Genomic DNA, 16,917 nt, shown 5'->3' with positions numbered 1-16,917 from the left:
GTGACTTCGACGGATGGTGTGAGCGCGGCGGGTTCGGTGAAGGACGCGCCGGATCCTGCACCCAACACCCTCGAGCGCGATGTCCAGACCCTGGAAAAGGCGATCTACGAGGTCAAAAGAGTGATCGTCGGCCAGGATCGCCTGGTGGAGCGGCTGCTCGTGGGCGTGCTGGCGCGCGGGCACGTACTGCTCGAGGGCGTGCCCGGCATCGCCAAGACGCTGGCGGTGGAGACCTTCGCCAAGGTGGTGGGCGGCTCGTTCTCCCGCGTCCAGTTCACTCCCGATCTGGTGCCCACCGACCTCGTCGGCACCCGCATCTACCGGCAGGGCCGCGAGGAGTTCGACACCGAACTGGGCCCGGTGGTCGCGAATTTCGTACTCGCCGACGAGATCAACCGCGCCCCGGCCAAGGTGCAGTCGGCGCTGCTCGAGGTGATGGCCGAGCGGCACGTGTCCATCGGCGGCAAGACCTACCCCATGCCCGATCCGTTCCTGGTGATGGCCACCCAGAACCCGATCGAGAGCGAGGGCGTGTACCCGCTGCCGGAGGCGCAGCGCGACCGCTTCCTGTTCAAGGTGGTCGTCGACTACCCCTCGGTCGAGGAGGAGCGCGAGATCATCTACCGGATGGGCGTCACCCCGCCCGAACCCAAGCAGGTGCTCGAGCCCGCCGAGCTGATCCGCCTGCAGCAGCTGGCCGCCACCACCTTCGTGCATCACGCGCTGGTCGATTACGTGGTCCGGGTCATCGCCGCGACCCGCAAGCCCGCCGAGTTCGGTCTCGACGACGTCGCCGGGTGGGTGGCCTACGGCGCGTCCCCGCGCGCCAGCCTCGGCATCATCGCCGCGGCCCGCGCCGTCGCCCTCATCCGCGGCCGCGACTACGTGGTGCCGCAGGACGTGGTCGAGGTGGTGCCGGATGTGCTGCGGCACCGGCTGGTGCTGTCCTACGACGCGCTCGCCGACGAGGTCAGCCCCGACGACGTGATCCGCCGGGTGTTGCAGACCGTCGGCCTGCCGCAGGTCGCCGCGCAGGCCAACGCGCCCGGGGCGGGTGCCCCCGGTCCCGCCCCGATGCCCGCGCCGGGTCAGCAGGGCGTTGCGCCGCAGGGTGCGCCCGTGCCCAACGGCCAGGGCGCCGCCGCACAGCCGCGTCAGTGACCGGGGCATCGGATTCGGTTGCACCAGTGACGATTCCAGCGAACACCCCACCCCACGCCCCACCGTCGTTCCGCGCCGGTGAGCTGTCGGACCCGCGGCTGTCGGCGGCGCTGCGGACCCTGGAGCTGACCGTGCGCCGCCGCCTCGACGGCGTGCTGCACGGCGACCACCTCGGCCTGATCCCGGGCCCGGGGTCGGAGCCGGGGGACGCGCGGCTGTATCAGCCCGGAGACGATGTGCGCCAGATGGATTGGTCGGTCACCGCGCGCACCACCCACCCGCACGTGCGGCAGATGATCGCCGATCGCGAGCTGGAGACCTGGCTCGTGGTCGACCTGTCGGCCAGCCTCGACTTCGGCAGCGTCGGCTGCCAGAAGCGGGATCTGGCGGTGGCCGCGGCGGCCTCGGTCACCCATCTCACCCGCGGCGGCGGCAACCGGATCGGCGCGATCGTCGCCACCGGGGAGCGGCTGTACCGGATTCCGGCCCGCAGCGGGCGCATTCACGCGCAGTCCATGCTGCGCCGGATCGCGACCACCCCGCACGCCGCCGACGGCGTGCGCGGCGATCTGCGCGAGGCCATCGAGGCGCTGCGCCGCCCGCAGCGCAAACGCGGTCTGGCCGTGGTGATCTCGGACTTCCTCGGCGATATCGACTGGCAGCGTTCGCTGCGCGCCATCGCCGCCCGCCACGATCTGCTCGCCGTGGAGGTGCTCGATCCGCTGGATCTGGACCTGCCCGACGTGGGCGATGTGGTGCTGCACGATCCGGAGACCGGCCGCACCCGCGAGTTCACCGTAACCTCCACGCTGCGAACCGATTTCGCGCGCGCGGCGCATCAGCATCGCGAGCAGGTCGAGCAGGCGCTGCGCGGGGCCGGCGCGCCCGTGCTGAATCTGCGCACCGATGGGGATTGGATCGCCGACGTGGTCCGTTTCGTGTCCACCCGGCGCCACACCTTCGGCGCCCCGAGCGGGCGGGTTCCTCGACAGTGAGTATTTCGCATTTCACCGCCGCCGTCTGGCTGCTGTTCCTGGTCGTGATCGCGGCCGTGGCCGTGCTGTACGTCGTCGTGCAGCGCCGCCGCAAGCGGCACATGCTGCGCTTCTCCAATATGGAGGTGCTCGAGCAGGTCGCGCCCAAGCGGCCCAGCGCCTGGCGGCACGTGCCGGTGGCGCTGCTGCTGGTCGGCCTCGTCTTTTTGACCATTGCCGCCGCGGGGCCGCAGGCGACGAAGAAGGTGCCGCGCAATCGCGCCACGGTGATGCTGGTGATCGACGTGTCGCTGTCGATGGAGGCGACCGACGTGCCGCCGTCGCGAATTCAGGTGGCCAAGAAGGCCGGTAAGGAATTCGTCGACCAATTGCCGAAGGGCATCAACCTCGGCGTGGTGGCATTCGCGGGCACGGCCTCGGTCCTGGTCTCGCCGACCACCAATCATGAATCGGTCAAGGGCGCCATCGACAGCCTGAAACTCGCCGAGCGCACCGCGACCGGCGACGGTATCTTCGCGGCGTTGCAGTCGATCGATACCCTGGGTTCGGTACTGGGTGGCGCGCAGGATCCGCCGCCCGCGCGCATCGTGCTCATGTCCGACGGTAAGCAGACCGTGCCGGACGCCGCCGATGTCGACAATCCCCGGCACGAATTCGTGGCGGCGCGGCGCGCCAAGGACAAGGGCATTCCGATTTCCACGATTTCGTTCGGCACCACCTGGGGCGTGGTCGATATCCCGGACGGAATGGGCGGCAAGAAGAGTCAGCCGGTGCCGGTGGACGACGATTCGCTGCGCAAGGTCGCGCAGCTGTCCGGCGGCGAGTTCTACAACGCCTCCACCCTGCAGGACCTGTCGGCCGTCTACAACAAGCTGGGCCAGCAGATCGGCTACGAGCTGACCTGGGGCGACGCCAGTCGGCCGTGGTTGCTGCTGGGCCTGCTGTTCAGCGCCGCGGGCGTGATCACCGGTGTGGTGTACCGCCAGCGACTGCCCTGACGGGTCGGTCGTCGCGGTGTCAGCGGACGCAGGTAGGTTATTGCCATGTCGAACTTCACATCCCGATCGGTACTGGTGACGGGCGGCAACCGCGGCATCGGCCTCGCGGTTGCGCAGCGGCTGGTCGCCGACGGACACAAGGTTGCTGTCACGCATCGCGGGTCGGGGGCGCCGGACGGGCTGTTCGGTGTGAAATGTGATGTGACGGACGCCGATTCGGTGGAATCGGCGTTCGCTGAGATCGAGGCCAAGCAGGGGCCGGTCGAGGTGCTGGTGGCCAACGCCGGAATCGTCGACAACACGCTGCTGATGCGCATGAGCGAGGAACAATTCAGCCGCGTCATCGATGCCAACCTCACCGGCGCGTGGCGCTGCGCGAAGCGGGCCACGCGGGCGATGATCCGGGCCAAGTGGGGTCGCATGATCTTCCTCGGCTCGGTGGTCGGTCTCGGCGGCGGACCGGGCCAGGTCAATTACGCCGCGTCGAAGGCCGGTCTCGTCGGTATCGCGCGCTCTATCACCCGGGAGATCGGTTCGCGGAACATCACCGCCAATGTGGTCTCGCCCGGGTTCATTGATACGGACATGACGCGCGAGGAAGTCAGCGACGAGATGCGCGAGGTCGTCATGAAGTACGGCATTCCGGCGCAGCGTCCGGGTCAGCCGGAGGAGGTCGCCGCGGCGATCAGCTTCCTGGCCTCGAACGATGCCGCCTACATCAATGGCGCGATCATCCCGGTGGACGGCGGCATGAGCATGGGCCACTGAGCCCGCTCACCCCGATCTCGGACCCCAACCGACCAGACTCGAACGAGGAGATCCCACACCCCATGAGCGGATTGCTCGCAGGCAAGACCGTCCTCATCACCGGCATCATCACCGATTCGTCGATCGCGTTCCACGCCGCGAAGGTGGCGCAGGAGCAGGGTGCGAAGGTGGTCATCACCGGTATTCCGGAGCGGCTGCGGCTGATCGATCGGATCGCCAAGCGGCTGCCGCAGGAGGTTCCCCCCGCCATCGCCCTCGACGTCACCAGCGAGGAGGATCTGGCGGGCCTGGCCGACAAGGTGCGTGAGCTCGCGCCCGAGGGCGTCGACGGCGTGCTGCATTCGATCGCGTTCGCGCCGCGCACCCTGATGGGCCCCGAGGCGTTCCCGTTCCTGAACGGCCCCGGCCCGGATGCGGCCAAGGCGTTCGAGATCTCCGCGTGGAGCTACGCGTCGCTGGCTCGCGCCGCGCTGCCCGTCATGAACGAGGGCGGCTCGATCGTCGGCATGGACTTCGATCCGCGCACCGCGATGCCGTACTACAACTGGATGGGCGTGGCCAAGGCCGCGCTGGAGTCGGTGAACCGGTATGTGGCGCGGGAAGTGGGCGAGGCCAAGCGGATTCGCTCCAACCTCATTGCCGCGGGCCCGATCAAGACGCTCGCCGCGAAGGCCATCGCCGGGACCGCCACCGACGATGCCAAGCAGCTGACCATGCTCAACACCTACTGGGACGGCGCCTCGCCGATCGGCTGGGATGTCGACGACCCGACCGTGGTCGCCCGCTCGATCGTCACGCTGCTGTCGGACTGGCTGCCCGGCACCACCGGCTCGATCATCTATGTCGACGGCGGGGCCAGCCACAACACCTGGTTCCCGGAGAACATGCCGACGAACTGACGTCGAAAGGTAACTGTCGTGGCGGACGCGCTATTGCTGCTGTCGTTCGGCGGCCCCGAGCGCCCCGAGGACGTACTCCCGTTCCTGGAGAACGTGACTCGGGGCCGGGGGGTGCCACCCGAACGCCTGGCCGAGGTGGCGCAGCACTACCTGCATTTCGGGGGAGTGTCGCCGATCAATGCGCTCAACCGCGACATCATCGCGGCCGTCGAGGCCGAATTCGACCGGCGCGGACTGGATCTGCCGGTGTACTTCGGCAACCGCAACTGGCATCCGATGGTGGAGGACACCGTCGAGCGGATGCGGGCCGACGGAATCGGTTCGGCGCTGGTGTTTCCCACCTCCGCGTGGGGCGGCTACTCCGGCTGTCGCCAGTACGACGAGGACATCGTCCGGGCGCGGGCGGCGGTGGGGGAGCGGGCGCCCGCGCTGACCAAGCTGCGGCAGTACTTCGATCACCCGCTGCTGGTCGAATCCTTCGCCGACGCGATTCGCGCTGCGCTGCAGCAGATTCCGGCCGAGCGACGCGAGGATGCCCGGCTGGTGTTCACCGCGCATTCGGTGCCGATCTCGGCCGATGCCGCGGCCGGGCCACCCGCCGACGGCGGCCACCTCTACAGCCGCCAGGTCGTGGAGGCGGCCCGATTGTGCGCCGCCGCAACGGGTATCGACGAGTACGACGTGGTGTGGCAGTCCCGGTCCGGCCCGCCGCAGGTGCCGTGGCTGGAGCCCGATATCGTCGACCACCTGGAGGCGTTGTCCGCCAAGGGTGTCGAGGCCGTCGTGGTGTGCCCGGTGGGTTTCGTGTCCGATCACCTGGAGGTCATCTGGGATCTGGACAACGAGGCCGCCGACAAGGCGGCCGAGTTGGGCATGTCCTTCGCCCGCGCGGCCACCCCGGGCGCCGACCCCCGCTTCGCGCGACTGGTGGCCGACCTGGTGCAGGAGCAGCTCGCCGGTGCCCGCCCGCTTCGCCTGGGTGTGGTCCCCGGTTACGGCTGCACGCTCGACGGCGCCCCATGCGCGCCCGGCTGCTGCGAACCACCCCGCCGCACAGCCTGATTCGCACCTTCGCACTGCGTCGCGCCCTCATGCTCCCGGCGTGCTCGCCCCCCCGAGGTCCCGGCGTGCTCGCCCCCCAAGGTCCCGGCGCGCTCGCCCCCCCAAGATCCCGGCGCGCTTTTGGCCGGGACCTCACGCTAACTCCAGGCCGCTATTTGGATGCGGTGGCCAAATGCAAGACGGCGTCGCGCAGGTCTCGCCGCGTCGCGCCCGCGGTCAGTTCGACAAGCGCGGTTTCGGCGATGGCGGCTACCAGCAGGGTGGCGATGGGCTCCGGCTGCCGCCAACCGATGGCGGCCAGGTCGTCGGTCAGGATCGTCGCGGCCTCCCGATTGCGGGCGGTGACCTCGTCGCCGAGCCCGGCCTCGGTGCGGGCCTGCACGAGCAGCGCCTTGGTGGCGGTGGCGGACAGGCAGCCGTCGAGGTAGGCGTCGATCGCGACGGTGAGCCGGTGCGCCCCGGGCGGCAGGTCGGCGATGGCGGTGGTGACGGCGGCGGTGAGATCGTCGTGGAAGGCGCGGTGCAGCGCGACGATGTAGTCGCCGCGGCTGCGCCAGTGCTGATAGAAGCTGCCCTTGGCCATATTGGCCTGTGCCGCGATCGCATTCACCGACAATCGGCTCAGGTCCTCGGCGGCCAGCAGGGTGTGGCCCGCCTCCAGCAGGGCGCGACGTCCGGGTTCGGCGGATCTCATGCGGTCATTCCAGCACGGCGGATCAGAAACGGTGTTACCGCGTCGAGGAATCGGCGCGGGTCCTGCGCGAACGGTTCGTGCCGGGTGGGCAGTACCGCCACCTCCGCGTGCGGCAGCACCCGCGCGATACCGCGCCGGTTCAGCGGCCACGGATTGATCGGATCGAATCTGCCCCACACCACCAGGGTCGGCAGGTCCGCGAGCAGCGGCGCCTCGGCGCGCAGGTCGAGCCGGGGATCGCCGAAGCTGCGCCACACGGACCGGTACACGTCCAGGCGGGTGGGGTCGCGGCGAATCCCCTTGGCCCGCTCGTAGATTGCCCGTACCCCGCCCCGGCGCAGCGGCCCGAGGTAGGCGCGGGCCGACGGCGCGACCGCCCGGCGGGCCACACCCCGGGCGCCCATGACGCGGAACATGGTGCGGGTCAGGATGTTCAGCGGCGCGAAGCCCGCCGATTGCACGAGCACCAGACCCGCCACCGCATCGGGTCGGCGCTGCGCGAGCCGGACGGCGGCATACCCCCCGACGCTGTTGCCGAGCACCGTCACATCGTGAAATCCCCTGGCCGCCAAGCAATCCCACACCGTGACGGCGACCTCCGCCAGTCCCTCGGCGGTGACGGCGAGCGGGTCGTCCACCGATGATTCCCCGTAGCCGGGCCAGTCGACCGCCGCGATCGCGCAGCGCCGCCCGAGTTCCCCGGCAATGGCGTCGAAATCCCGGTGATCACCCGGATTGGCATGCAGGAGCAGTACATTCGGTGCGGTGGCCGGATCGGCCCCGCCGATATGCACGGCCACCGCGCCCAGCGGCGTCGCTACCGCGTGCAGCATCGGTCCTCCCATCGTCTACATCGCGCCCAGGGTGGCCAGATCTGCGGCCGCGCCTTGGTCGGCTCCGCCTCCCAGTACTTCCAGCCGCATCCGGAACATGTGGGTGGTCACCATGCACAGTGCCTCGATCCCCATGGCGTCGACGGTGTCGAAGACGACGTGCGCGGAATCCGGGTGGTCGTACGGGCCGGGTAGCGCGCTGCCCGCCGAAATGTACATCGACAGCCCCGCAGCTGCGGCGCGAACGTCCAGCATGGCGACCCGGATCGCCTCGTGCATGCCCGGACCCGAGAGATCCAGTGCGCCGGAGAAGGATCCGGCGAGGTGAACTGATCGCGGTGGTAGGCCGCCAGCGCGCACAGGCTCGCTCCCAGCGCCCTCGTGAAATACCTCGGCACCTCGGCAACGGTAACTATGACCGACCGGTCGGTCAAGCTGTGTTCATGGTGCGAGCCCGGCGAGCAGGATGTCCAGCTTGCGCTGCAATCGCCGCCGCAGCTCCCCGCGCCGGGGCGTGGTGCGCAGCCAGTGGTTGAGCGTGCCGAAGTAGCAGTCGGCCAGCATTTCCCCGGCGAGGTCCGGGTCGGCGTGGGCCGCGATGTCGCCGCGGTCGATGCCCGAGCGCACCGACCGGGCGAACAATTCGCCGACCGGGCTGTCGTGCGCGACCGTGCCGAAGCGCGCCGATCCGGTGAAGACCCGCTGGGTGAGGGCGCGTTCGCGTTCGTTGTAGTCGGCCAGCACATCGAGCTGGGCGGCGAGCTGCGCGGCGGTCGATTCGGCCCGGAAGTGCTCCTCGGCCAACAGGTTTCGCAGGTGGCCGCGGCGGCGTTCGCCCCAGGCGTCGACCAGGTCGTCCTTGCGGGGGAAGTGGTTGAACACCGTCTGCCGGGACACGTCGGCCAGCTCGGCGATCTGGTCGAAGGTGGTGGCCTCCATGCCGTGGGCGGCGAACAACTCCAGGGCGGCATCGAGGATTCGGTCGCGGGTGCGGGCGCGGCGGCGATCGCGGTGGCCGAGGCCGTCGCTCGTCGTATCGGGGGCATCCGGTGTCATATCCCGCACTTTACTACAGTCAAAAAATGTACTGTAGTAAAGGTAATCGCGAGAAAGGTTGAGTCCCATGACTGTTCCGCCCTACACCGCCGGTCTGCATCGGGTCGGCCCGCACACCTACGCGTATCTGCAACCGGACGGCTCCTGGGGGTGGTCCAATGCCGGGCTGGTGGTCGACGGGCGCGCGGCCCTGCTGGTCGACACGCTGTTCACGCTGCCGCTGACCGAGCGGATGCTGCGCACCATCGCCGCGGAGCTGCCCGGCGTCGAGATCGGCACCGTGGTCAATACCCACGACGATGGTGACCACGCGTTCGGCAATCAGCTGCTTCCCGACGCCCGGATCATCGCCAGCGCCGCCACCGCGGACCATATGCGGCGCGCGCCGTCGGTGGACCACTACCGCGATCTCATCGTCCGCGCGAATGCCGGGGAGGATGGTGTGGTCGCGGAGTTCACGCGCGACCGCATGGGGGTGTTCGACCTGACCGGCGTGGTGTCCACCCCGCCGACGACTACCTTCTCCGGGGAGACGACGGTCGCGGTGGGGGAGACCGAGGTGCGTCTCATCCAGGTGGGCCCCGCGCACACCGCCGGTGATGTGCTGGTCGAAGTGCCCGGCGACGCGGTGCTTTTCACCGGCGACATCCTGTTCGTCGACGCGCATCCGGTGGTGCACAGCGGTCCGGTGCAGCGCTGGGTGGCCGCCTGCGATCTGATTCTCGGCCTGGATGTGCGGACCATCGTGCCCGGCCACGGCCGGATTGTGGGCAAGCCGTATGTCGAGCGGTTCCGCGACTATCTGGTGCGGGTCGCCGAGCATGCCGAACGCTCGCTGCGGCGCGGGGCGACGGTAGTGGAGGCGGCCCGCGATTTCCCGCTGGCCGACTATGCGGACTGGGCCGACGCCGAGCGAATCGTGCTGAATCTCGGTGCGGCATACCGGGATCTGGGTGGACCGGCTATCCCCGAAAACGACTTGTTCGCGGTCATGGCCGAACTCTGGGCCGCGCGATGAGTCCGCGCATCGAGCCACTGCCGCCGCAGCGGTGGAGCGAGGCCGCGCGCCGGACCTATGCGGAGGCGATGAAAACCCCGGTGCTGGGCGAACTCTCGGACCGGCCGACCCTCGCGGTGGTGTCGACGCTGGCCGCCAATGACTGGCTCTTCGCCGTGAGCATGCCGTTCCTCGCCTCGATCAGCGGCGGGCGTATCCCGGCGCGGGAGCGGGAGCTGATGGTGTTGCGGATCGCGTATCTCGCGCGGTCGCAGTACATGTGGTCGCATCACTGCGCCCTCGCCGCGGACGCGGGGGTGACCGCCGACGAGATCGATCGGATCGCGCGGGGGCCGCGGGCACCCGGATGGTCGGCCGACGAGGCGGCCCTGCTCGCGGCGGCGGATGAACTGCATGAGCGGGCGGAGCTCGATGCATCGACCTGGCGTCGTCTCGCCACCCGCTTCGGCGAGCCTCAGGTACTCGAATTACTGTGCCTGGCAGGCGCTTTCCGAATGCTGGCGTCGGTACTCACCAGCTGCCGAGTGGAACTCGACGACTGGCGCGAGCCCCGGCCGTTCCCGGCGGGCTCAGATCCGGACGAAGACCATGGTCACCATGGCGATCAGGACCAGCCCGAGGAAACCCAGGTAGCCGAGGGCGTGCACCCGATCGGGAATGCGCCGGGGTAGGCGGCGGGTCAGCGCGATGGTCGGCACCGAGCCGCACAGCAGCGCCGCCGCCGCGACCAGATCGACCTGGCCGAGGTAGCCGGGAGCCGTGATCGGCGGTGCGGCAAGGGCGTAGGCCAGGGTGCCGACCAGGGCGACCGGGACGCTCAGCGGGTTGGCCAGCGCGGCGGCCTCGGCCATGGGCAATCCGCTGCGGCGCAACAGCGGCACCGTCAGGACGCTGCCGCCGACGCCGAGAAAGGCTGCGACGGCGCCGATTCCGACCCCGCCGACGGTTGAGGTCGCCCGGCCGAGTGGACGCGGCGCGGCCGCCGGGTCGGTGCCGGTGACGAAGCCGCGGCGAATCACATTGTCGCCCAGCGTGATCACCAGGTATCCGATGAACAGCAGGTGCAGCGCGGTGTCGGACACGTGACCGGCGGCCACCGCGCCGAGGAACGCCCCGATCCCGACGAAGATCGCGAGCGGGAACACGTACTCCCGGCGCAGCCGTCCCGCGCGGGCCTGGGTCACCGTCGCCGACAGCGCGTTCACGACCATGACAGCCGTCGAGGTGGCCACGGCGGTGTGCATGGCGTCGGCGCCGTCGGTGGCCGCCAGCACGGCGAAAACGGCGGGCACGGTGAGGAATCCGCCGCCGAAGCCGAACAGCACCGTGGTCACGCCGGTGAGGCAACCGAATCCGAACAGGATCGCCAGGGAGGAGAACATGCAGGTCACGCTAGGCGGAGACGATCTTGGCGCACAATCGACAATGCGCCTGACACCATCGAGATCGCGCCATCGGGTCGGGTAGCGTGGGGCGGTGCGCAATGTGCCGATCAGCGAGGTCGAGGGGATCGACCGCCCCGTGCTGTCGATCCGCATGGACTACCCGCCGGGACACCTGCTGCCCGCCCATCGGCATCGGCGGGCGCAATTCCTGTACGGCGCAACCGGTCTCATGCGGGTCGAGACCGTGCACGGCAGCTGGACGGTGCCGCCGCGGCGCGCGGTGCTGATTCCGCCCGGCGTCGAGCACCGGGTGCTGATGGACGAGGTCAGCACCTGCAGCCTGTATCTGGAGCCGTCGGCGGTGCCGTGGTACCCGGATCGCTGCCGGGTGGTGGCGGTGTCGCCGCTGCTGCGCGAGCTGCTGATCGCGGCCGTCGACCTGCCGCCCGAATACGATCGGCACGGCCGCGACGGCGCCCTGGTGGATCTCATCCTCTACGAGATCCGCACCCTGACCCCGCTCCCGTTCGACCTCCCGTTACCGGCGCACCCGGGCCTGCGCCGCCGCTGCGAGGAATTCCAGTCCGCCCCGACCATCCGCTCGCTGCCCGCCGCGTGGGCCGCCGACCTCGGCATCGCCCCGCGTACCTTCACCCGCCTGTTCCAGCGGCAGACCGGTCTGACCTTCCAGCAGTGGCGTCGCCGCGCCTGCCTGCTGCACGCCGTCCGCCTGCTGTCCGCCGGACGCGGTGTCACCCAGGTCGCCGCGGCCCTCGGCTACGACACCCCGGCCGCCTTCACCGCCATGTTCCGCACCCAACTCGGCCGCACGCCGAGCTCGTTCATTGCCAACTAGGCAGCCAGAGTTCGTAGGACCAGGTGGCCGGGGTGACGGGCAGGCCGGTGAGAATGGGGTAGAGCCAGGCGAAATCGGCGACGACCAGGCCCAGGTAGAGGCAGACCAGGAGGCGGGCGACGGTGCGGTGTTCGCTCGGTTCGGTTGCCCGGCCGAGGATTTCGCCGAGGGCGAGGGCGAGCAGCATGATCAGGAATGGGGCCATGGCGGTGGCGTAGAAGAAATACATCTGCCGGTCCAGGGCCGCGAACCAGGGCAGCCAGGCCGCGCCGTAGGCGGTGAGCACCGCGGAGTAGCGCCAGTCGCGGCGGGTGATCGCGCGCCAGATCGCCCAGCCCAGAACGGGAATGGCGAGCCACCAGATGGCCGGGGTGCCCACCAGCATGACCGCGTGCACGCACGACGGCTGCCCGCACCCGGTGGCCTCGCCCGGTTGGGCGAAGTAGTACAGCATCGGCCGCAGGCCCATGGGCCAGCTCCACGGCTTGGATTCCCACTGGTGGTGGTAGCCCGCCGAATTGGTCAGGTGCACATGGAAATTCAGGATCGACGCCTGATTGAACCAGAGCGAGCGCAGCGCGTCCGGGACGAAGGAGAAGAAGCCGCCGCGACCCACGCCATTGCCGACCTCGTACCGCTCGATACCGGTCTCGCTCGCGAACCAGCCTCCGTAGGAGGCCAGATACACCGCGAGCGCGACCACTCCCAGCGCGACTCCCGACGGAATCAGGTCGCGGACGATCGCGCCCAGCCACGGCCGCCGCACACCGTGGGCGCGCCGGGCGACCGCATCGAAGGCCAGCGACATGGCCAGGAAGACGATCAGGAAATACATGCCGGACCATTTGGTGCCGCAGGCCAGTCCGAGCAGCAGGCCCGCACCGAATCGCCACCAGCGCACGCCGAGCCGAGGTCCGAAGGGGCTCAGCGTCGTTCGCCCCGCCGCCGCGGCCGCCGCCATTCGCGACCGCACCTGGTCGCGGTCCACCATGAGACAGCCGAACGCGGCGGTGACGAACAGCGCCAGGAAGATGTCCAGCATGCCGATGCGGGACTGCACGAAACTGACACCGTCGGCGATCATGAGGATTCCGGCGATCGCGCCGATCATGGTGGAGCGGGCCAGGCGGCGCACGATCCGAATCACCAGCAGCACCAGTACCGTTCCGGCCACCGCCGCCGAGAATCGCCAACCCCACGGCCCGAATCCGAACAGCGCCTCGCCCGCCGCGATCATGAGCTTGCCGACCGGCGGATGCACCACCACCGCGAAGGCCTGGTCGTCCTCGATACCCATTCCGTTGGTGAGCATCTCCCACGCCTGCGCGGAATAGTACTTCTCGTCGAAGACCGGTGTGCCGCCGTCGGTGGGGTGCCCGAGATCCCAGAACCGGGTGATCGCCGCGATCGCGGTGAGGACGAGGGTGGCCCACCAGCCGCGCACGGTGTCCTGATCAGGTGGCATCGGCGAACGCGCCCTCGGAAAGCACCGGCACCACGCGGCTTTCGTCGATCTCGACCGCGATCCGGACGTCGTCCCCGAATCCCAGGGCGGCCAGCTCACATCCCGACGCGCACCGCGCGACCACTGCCGCGACCGCACCGGCTCCGTCGTGAGAACCCTTGGCCACCAGGGCTTCCGGCGACAACGGCCCGGCCCCGTACGCGGCCAGCGCGGACACCACCGCACCCGCCCCGAGCCAGTCCTCCAGCGTGGGCCGCAGCGATCCGTCGCCCCAGTGCTCGCCCGCCGCGATCACCGACACCGGCTTCTCGGCCGTTCCCCAGCCCTGCCCGCGAATCCACCGCCCGACCGCGGTCGCGTTGCGCAGGCATGCCGCGATCACCGGCACTGCGGAAACCGCTGCGGCAATGGACGATCCGTTCGGCGACGGCAGCACCAGCCGCCGTGGCGCGGGGGCTTTGCGCAGGGCGGCCGGTGAGAGCGACCACGGCTGCTCCGCGCTCACCGCGTGCCGACCCACCGCCAGCCGTGCCTCCCGGTTCGCGGCGAACGCGGCGGCCGAATCGTCGCGCCACGGATACGGAATCACCTGTGTCCCACGCTCGATGGCGACGCTCACGGCCGTGGTGAACGACAGCACATCGACCACCACCACGCAGGCGCTGCCCGGCCCCAGGGCCCGCGCCCCGGCTCGTCCCCAGTCGACGCGCACGCCCCACGGCCGCTGTGTCGCCCACTCCCGATCGGTCACGGCAGCGGTGCGATTCAGAAATCCAGTGCCGGGATGCGGGCGTAGACCCCCGGATATCCCGGTTGGGCAGCGCCTTTGCCCCACGAGGTGATACCGGCGACCTTGCCGTCGACGAGAAGCGGTCCGCCGCTGTCGTATTGGCCGGTATCGGCGGTGTCGGACCCGGCGCAGAACGCCTCGCCCGGATCGAACTCCGCCCCGTAGGCGGTCGCGCAGGCAGTATCGCCGACCAGCGGGACCGTGGCCGAGTGCAGGCGGGTATTGGAGTCGTCGGCGTCGGAGCTCGCGCCCCATCCCACGACCGTGCCCGAATCTCCGTGTGGGGCAGCGATCTCCACGGTCGGCAGCGCCATCGGCCGGTCGAGGGTGAGCACGGCGACATCATGATGGTAGGTGAGATCCCCGTCGAACAGCGACACCCGGAAACCCGGATGCACGCGAATCGCGTTCACCCCCACCGTCGTTCCACCGGAGTCGTTCATATCCGACCGCCCGAACGTGACGGTCAGCGCCCTCGGCAGCGGCAGCCCCGGCGCGGCGCAGTGCGCCGCGGTGAGCACCCGATCCGGGGCGATCAACACGCCCCCGCAGAACTGACCCTGCGGCCGCACCGGGAATGCGGGCGACCCGACCGCCGCCAGCCACGGATACCCCGACGCCGGAGCATCGGTCCCGCCGACGACGGCCTGCGCCGGAGCGGCCACGCCCCCACCGAACAGAACGACCGCCGCAACCGCGGCACCACGCCGAGAAAAAGACATACCCCGCCGCCTCGAAACCGAAATGATCAACGACCGAACCATTGAACCAAACGAATCGCCCGACCGCCCGGCTACGGCGGAACCCGGCGAAAACGTCAGCGCGTCCCGGCGGCGGCGTGGACGGCCGCCAGACGGGCCGCGCGCAAGGCGTCCCACAGCGGGCGCAGCAGGGTTTCCTGGGCCTGCAGGGCGCTGGCCGAGGCGGGGGAGGAGGCCGGGCTCTGCTGCGCGACGGTGAGGATCGCGGCCACGTAGTCGGCGGAGTCGAGGATTCGGCGGGCGCGCAGCGGGGCCGAATCGGGGTAGATGTGGCGGGAGTAGTCGGCCAGTTCGGCCTCCACCAGCTCGCGCGGATCGTCGTCGCCGGTGCCGATGCCGGTGGTCTGCAGGCGCATGAGCGCGTCGGCGGCGTCGCGGATGGCCTCGCGCATGGCGTATTCGGCCTCGCCGAGCGCCATATCGGGCACCGGGGTCGGGATCGGGGTGTGGTAGACGGTCCACTGCAAGGTGTCCTCGTCGACCCACTGCGGCACCAGGCCGGTGCCCTCCGCGCCCGGCACCCCGACGAGGATGCCCTCCTCGGCATCCATTGCGGCGGCGGCGAATTCGGTGGCCGGCGGCAGCCCGCGGGCATCGCCCGGCACCGGCAGCACCAGCCGCAGCTGCGCCCGGGGAGCGGCCAGACTCTCGCGAACGACCTTGAGCAGCACCATGATTCCCGAGCCGCCGTCGATCGGCTCGGCACTCGGCCAGGGCAGCCCGGTGTGTCCACCGGTGACCGGATCGCCGGCCGCGACGCTCTGTCGCGGCGCCCACGCCCGCAGGGCGTCCAGAACGTCGTCGGGTGCGCTGCGGCCGGCCAGCCAGGAGCCGGCCCACACCGTCAGCGTGGCGCTGGGGGAACACATGTTTCGAGCATAACTGGGCCATTGCCTGCCGACCCGTCGACGCGAGCGACTGTGATGTCGGTCCCCCTGCCTGTCGGTACCCCCGGTTACGCTGCCGTCATCGCGGGCGGGAAGGGGCGGGCATGAACCGGACGGACCGGCTGTACGCGCTGGTCGAGGAGCTGCGAGCGGTCGCGCCGCGGCGGCGCACCGCACGCGAGCTCGCGGCCCGCTACGAGGTCAGCGTCCGCACCATCGAGCGCGATATCGCGGCACTACAGCAGTCCGGGGTGCCCATCTACGCCGATGTCGGCCGCACCGGCGGCTATACCCTCGACAAGCGGATGTCGCTGCCGCCGCTGAACTTCTCCCCGGCCGAGGCGGTCGCCGTCGGCGTCGCGCTGCGGCGCATGCGCGGCACCCCGTTCGACACCGCCGGAGCGTCGGCGCTGACCAAGATCGTCACCGCCATGTCCGACGAATCCGCCGACGCCGCGCGGGATCTGGCCCGCATGATCGGGGTCATCGAGTCGATCGAGGAACCGCCGCCCGCCCCGTTCGCGGCGCTGGTGTGCCAGGCCGTGCAGCAGCGGCGCGTGATCGACATGTCGTATATCGACCGCGCCGGTGCGGTCACCGACCGCGCGGTCGAGCCGACCATGCTGATGTGCGGCAGCGACGGCTGGTACCTGATCGGGTGGTGTCGGCTGCGGGACGGATCGCGCGTCTTCCGCCTGGACCGGATCACCGCCGCCGCACTGGCCGAATCCATTGCCGCCCGGCCCCCGCGGCCCATGACGGGTGAGGTGCCGCCCGAGCGGGTCGTCCGCACGGTCGAGTTCTGACCGATCGGAAAACACCGACACAGGGTTGTCGCCAGGGGGTCCGACTCTGGTTGTCGCACGGCCACACGGGCCGTCGCGACCGAAGGAGACAGCATGACCCCCGAGTACGACACCGTCGCCTGGTTCCAGATCGGCAGCCCCGATCCCGATGCGGCGCAACGTTTCTACGGCGAGCTGTTCGGCTGGACCGCCCGCCACGACCCCACCAGCGGCGCGAGCTACCGGCTGCTCACCGCCCGCGACGCGCAGGCCCCCACCGGCGGCATCACCGCGGTCGACGACGCCGACACGGCGTACGCCACCTTCGCGGTGCTGGTGCGCGATGTGGCGGCGGTCTGCACCCGCGCCACCGAGCTCGGCGGCAAGGTGCTGGTCGCGCCCGCCACCGTGCCGAGCGGGCTGGAGTCGGCCGAACTGCTCGACACCGACGGCAACCGGTTCGTCGTGTTCACGCCCCCGGCGCGGTGAATCGGAAACGATTGT

General features: G+C 70.2%; 20 protein-coding genes. 11 read left to right on the top strand and 9 right to left on the bottom strand.

What is annotated here, in order from left to right; genetic code table 11:
• The first annotated feature begins 18 nt into the window (after positions 1 to 18).
• The 6 genes from moxR1 (at position 19) to HPY32_RS37505 (ending at position 5,883) form a co-directional block, all read left to right on the top strand.
• Positions 19 to 1,161 (top strand): chaperone MoxR1, encoded by a 1,143-nt coding sequence (gene moxR1 / locus HPY32_RS37530; RefSeq protein WP_373686722.1) that lies wholly within the window; start codon positions 19 to 21, stop codon positions 1,159 to 1,161.
• A 26-nt stretch (positions 1,162 to 1,187) separates the two neighbouring features.
• Positions 1,188 to 2,156, top strand: a complete 969-nt coding sequence (locus HPY32_RS37525; protein ID WP_067588444.1) for a DUF58 domain-containing protein — start codon at positions 1,188 to 1,190, stop codon at positions 2,154 to 2,156.
• A complete protein-coding gene (locus tag HPY32_RS37520) occupies positions 2,153 to 3,154 on the top strand; it encodes a VWA domain-containing protein (RefSeq protein WP_067588446.1) in 1,002 nt (333 codons plus the stop codon). Before HPY32_RS37525 ends, HPY32_RS37520 begins: the two co-directional genes overlap by 4 nt.
• Positions 3,155 to 3,199: 45 nt before the next feature.
• Positions 3,200 to 3,922 (top strand): 3-oxoacyl-ACP reductase FabG1, encoded by a 723-nt coding sequence (gene fabG1, locus HPY32_RS37515; protein ID WP_067588449.1) that lies wholly within the window; start codon positions 3,200 to 3,202, stop codon positions 3,920 to 3,922.
• A gap of 62 nt (positions 3,923 to 3,984) precedes the next feature.
• The gene (gene inhA / locus HPY32_RS37510; protein WP_067588451.1) at positions 3,985 to 4,821 is read left to right on the top strand and encodes an NADH-dependent enoyl-ACP reductase InhA; all 837 of its coding nucleotides are present in this window, start codon (positions 3,985 to 3,987) and stop codon (positions 4,819 to 4,821) included.
• An 18-nt stretch (positions 4,822 to 4,839) separates the two neighbouring features.
• A complete protein-coding gene (locus HPY32_RS37505; protein WP_067588453.1) occupies positions 4,840 to 5,883 on the top strand; it encodes a ferrochelatase in 1,044 nt (347 codons plus the stop codon).
• Between the two features lie 151 nt (positions 5,884 to 6,034).
• Here HPY32_RS37505 and HPY32_RS37500 read toward each other — a convergent pair whose 3' ends face one another.
• The 4 genes from HPY32_RS37500 to HPY32_RS37485 all read right to left on the bottom strand — a co-directional run bounded on the left by HPY32_RS37500 (position 6,035) and on the right by HPY32_RS37485 (position 8,466).
• Positions 6,035 to 6,577, bottom strand: coding sequence for a TetR/AcrR family transcriptional regulator (locus HPY32_RS37500; protein ID WP_067588455.1), 543 nt, complete (start codon positions 6,575 to 6,577; stop codon positions 6,035 to 6,037).
• Complete coding sequence (locus HPY32_RS37495) at positions 6,574 to 7,410, bottom strand: alpha/beta fold hydrolase (protein WP_067588457.1); 837 nt, start codon at positions 7,408 to 7,410, stop codon at positions 6,574 to 6,576. Before HPY32_RS37495 ends, HPY32_RS37500 begins: the two co-directional genes overlap by 4 nt.
• 15 nt (positions 7,411 to 7,425) lie before the next feature.
• The gene (locus HPY32_RS37490) at positions 7,426 to 7,689 is read right to left on the bottom strand and encodes a hypothetical protein (RefSeq protein WP_067588459.1); all 264 of its coding nucleotides are present in this window, start codon (positions 7,687 to 7,689) and stop codon (positions 7,426 to 7,428) included.
• A 162-nt stretch (positions 7,690 to 7,851) separates the two neighbouring features.
• A complete protein-coding gene (locus HPY32_RS37485; protein WP_067588460.1) occupies positions 7,852 to 8,466 on the bottom strand; it encodes a TetR/AcrR family transcriptional regulator in 615 nt (204 codons plus the stop codon).
• Positions 8,467 to 8,533: 67 nt separating this feature from the next.
• On the opposite strand from HPY32_RS37485, the gene HPY32_RS37480 reads away from it, so the two are divergent.
• Entirely contained in the window at positions 8,534 to 9,484 is a 951-nt protein-coding gene (locus HPY32_RS37480) for an MBL fold metallo-hydrolase (protein ID WP_067588461.1), read from the top strand.
• Positions 9,481 to 10,155 carry a carboxymuconolactone decarboxylase family protein gene (locus HPY32_RS37475; RefSeq protein WP_067588462.1) on the top strand — a complete coding sequence of 225 codons (675 nt, stop codon included), beginning with the start codon at positions 9,481 to 9,483 and terminating at the stop codon, positions 10,153 to 10,155. Before HPY32_RS37480 ends, HPY32_RS37475 begins: the two co-directional genes overlap by 4 nt.
• Here HPY32_RS37475 and HPY32_RS37470 read toward each other — a convergent pair.
• Positions 10,054 to 10,866, bottom strand: a complete 813-nt coding sequence (locus HPY32_RS37470) for a sulfite exporter TauE/SafE family protein (RefSeq protein ID WP_067595845.1) — start codon at positions 10,864 to 10,866, stop codon at positions 10,054 to 10,056. The genes HPY32_RS37475 and HPY32_RS37470 overlap by 102 nt on opposite strands.
• Before the next feature lie 94 nt (positions 10,867 to 10,960).
• Here HPY32_RS37470 and HPY32_RS37465 point away from each other — a divergent pair, with 94 nt between their 5' ends.
• Positions 10,961 to 11,725, top strand: a complete 765-nt coding sequence (locus HPY32_RS37465) for an AraC family transcriptional regulator (RefSeq protein ID WP_067588463.1) — start codon at positions 10,961 to 10,963, stop codon at positions 11,723 to 11,725.
• Here the strand turns inward: HPY32_RS37465 and HPY32_RS37460 are convergent.
• From HPY32_RS37460 to HPY32_RS37445, 4 genes are all read right to left on the bottom strand, one after another.
• On the bottom strand, positions 11,712 to 13,190 hold the full coding sequence (locus HPY32_RS37460) for a dolichyl-phosphate-mannose--protein mannosyltransferase (protein ID WP_067588466.1): 1,479 nt from the start codon (positions 13,188 to 13,190) through the stop codon (positions 11,712 to 11,714). The genes HPY32_RS37465 and HPY32_RS37460 overlap by 14 nt on opposite strands.
• Positions 13,180 to 13,941: a 2-phosphosulfolactate phosphatase gene (locus HPY32_RS37455; protein ID WP_067588468.1), complete on the bottom strand. Its 762-nt coding sequence runs from the start codon at positions 13,939 to 13,941 to the stop codon at positions 13,180 to 13,182. The genes HPY32_RS37460 and HPY32_RS37455 overlap by 11 nt, the downstream gene beginning before the upstream one ends.
• A 14-nt stretch (positions 13,942 to 13,955) precedes the next feature.
• Positions 13,956 to 14,702 (bottom strand): S1 family peptidase, encoded by a 747-nt coding sequence (locus HPY32_RS37450; protein ID WP_067588470.1) that lies wholly within the window; start codon positions 14,700 to 14,702, stop codon positions 13,956 to 13,958.
• A gap of 95 nt (positions 14,703 to 14,797) precedes the next feature.
• Positions 14,798 to 15,610, bottom strand: coding sequence for an Rv1486c family protein (locus HPY32_RS37445; RefSeq protein ID WP_067588475.1), 813 nt, complete (start codon positions 15,608 to 15,610; stop codon positions 14,798 to 14,800).
• A gap of 122 nt (positions 15,611 to 15,732) precedes the next feature.
• Here HPY32_RS37445 and HPY32_RS37440 point away from each other — a divergent pair, with 122 nt between their 5' ends.
• Together HPY32_RS37440 and HPY32_RS37435 are read left to right on the top strand one after the other, a co-directional pair.
• A complete protein-coding gene (locus HPY32_RS37440; RefSeq protein ID WP_067588476.1) occupies positions 15,733 to 16,434 on the top strand; it encodes a helix-turn-helix transcriptional regulator in 702 nt (233 codons plus the stop codon).
• 93 nt (positions 16,435 to 16,527) lie between these two features.
• On the top strand, positions 16,528 to 16,902 hold the full coding sequence (locus HPY32_RS37435; protein WP_067588479.1) for a VOC family protein: 375 nt from the start codon (positions 16,528 to 16,530) through the stop codon (positions 16,900 to 16,902).
• Positions 16,903 to 16,917 lie beyond the last annotated feature (15 nt).

It is taken from the genome of Nocardia terpenica (genome assembly GCF_013186535.1).
Classification (GTDB): Bacteria; Actinomycetota; Actinomycetes; order Mycobacteriales; family Mycobacteriaceae; genus Nocardia; species Nocardia terpenica.
The sequence above is the reverse complement of the archived record's forward strand: the minus strand, read 5'-3'. Positions and strand labels throughout refer to the sequence as shown.

Excerpts from the sequence above, each read along its gene's own strand:
- fabG1 (WP_067588449.1), top strand. The coding sequence starts at position 3,200 with ATGTCGAACTTCACATCCCGATCGGTACTGGTGACGGGCGGCAACCGC.
- inhA (WP_067588451.1), top strand. The coding sequence starts at position 3,985 with ATGAGCGGATTGCTCGCAGGCAAGACCGTCCTCATCACCGGCATCATC.
- HPY32_RS37500 (WP_067588455.1), bottom strand. The coding sequence starts at position 6,577 with ATGAGATCCGCCGAACCCGGACGTCGCGCCCTGCTGGAGGCGGGCCAC.
- HPY32_RS37495 (WP_067588457.1), bottom strand. The coding sequence starts at position 7,410 with ATGCTGCACGCGGTAGCGACGCCGCTGGGCGCGGTGGCCGTGCATATC.
- HPY32_RS37490 (WP_067588459.1), bottom strand. The coding sequence starts at position 7,689 with ATGCACGAGGCGATCCGGGTCGCCATGCTGGACGTTCGCGCCGCAGCT.
- HPY32_RS37485 (WP_067588460.1), bottom strand. The coding sequence starts at position 8,466 with ATGACACCGGATGCCCCCGATACGACGAGCGACGGCCTCGGCCACCGC.
- HPY32_RS37480 (WP_067588461.1), top strand. The coding sequence starts at position 8,534 with ATGACTGTTCCGCCCTACACCGCCGGTCTGCATCGGGTCGGCCCGCAC.
- HPY32_RS37475 (WP_067588462.1), top strand. The coding sequence starts at position 9,481 with ATGAGTCCGCGCATCGAGCCACTGCCGCCGCAGCGGTGGAGCGAGGCC.
- HPY32_RS37470 (WP_067595845.1), bottom strand. The coding sequence starts at position 10,866 with ATGTTCTCCTCCCTGGCGATCCTGTTCGGATTCGGTTGCCTCACCGGC.
- HPY32_RS37460 (WP_067588466.1), bottom strand. The coding sequence starts at position 13,190 with ATGCCACCTGATCAGGACACCGTGCGCGGCTGGTGGGCCACCCTCGTC.
- HPY32_RS37450 (WP_067588470.1), bottom strand. The coding sequence starts at position 14,702 with ATGTCTTTTTCTCGGCGTGGTGCCGCGGTTGCGGCGGTCGTTCTGTTC.
- HPY32_RS37445 (WP_067588475.1), bottom strand. The coding sequence starts at position 15,610 with ATGTGTTCCCCCAGCGCCACGCTGACGGTGTGGGCCGGCTCCTGGCTG.
- HPY32_RS37440 (WP_067588476.1), top strand. The coding sequence starts at position 15,733 with ATGAACCGGACGGACCGGCTGTACGCGCTGGTCGAGGAGCTGCGAGCG.
- HPY32_RS37435 (WP_067588479.1), top strand. The coding sequence starts at position 16,528 with ATGACCCCCGAGTACGACACCGTCGCCTGGTTCCAGATCGGCAGCCCC.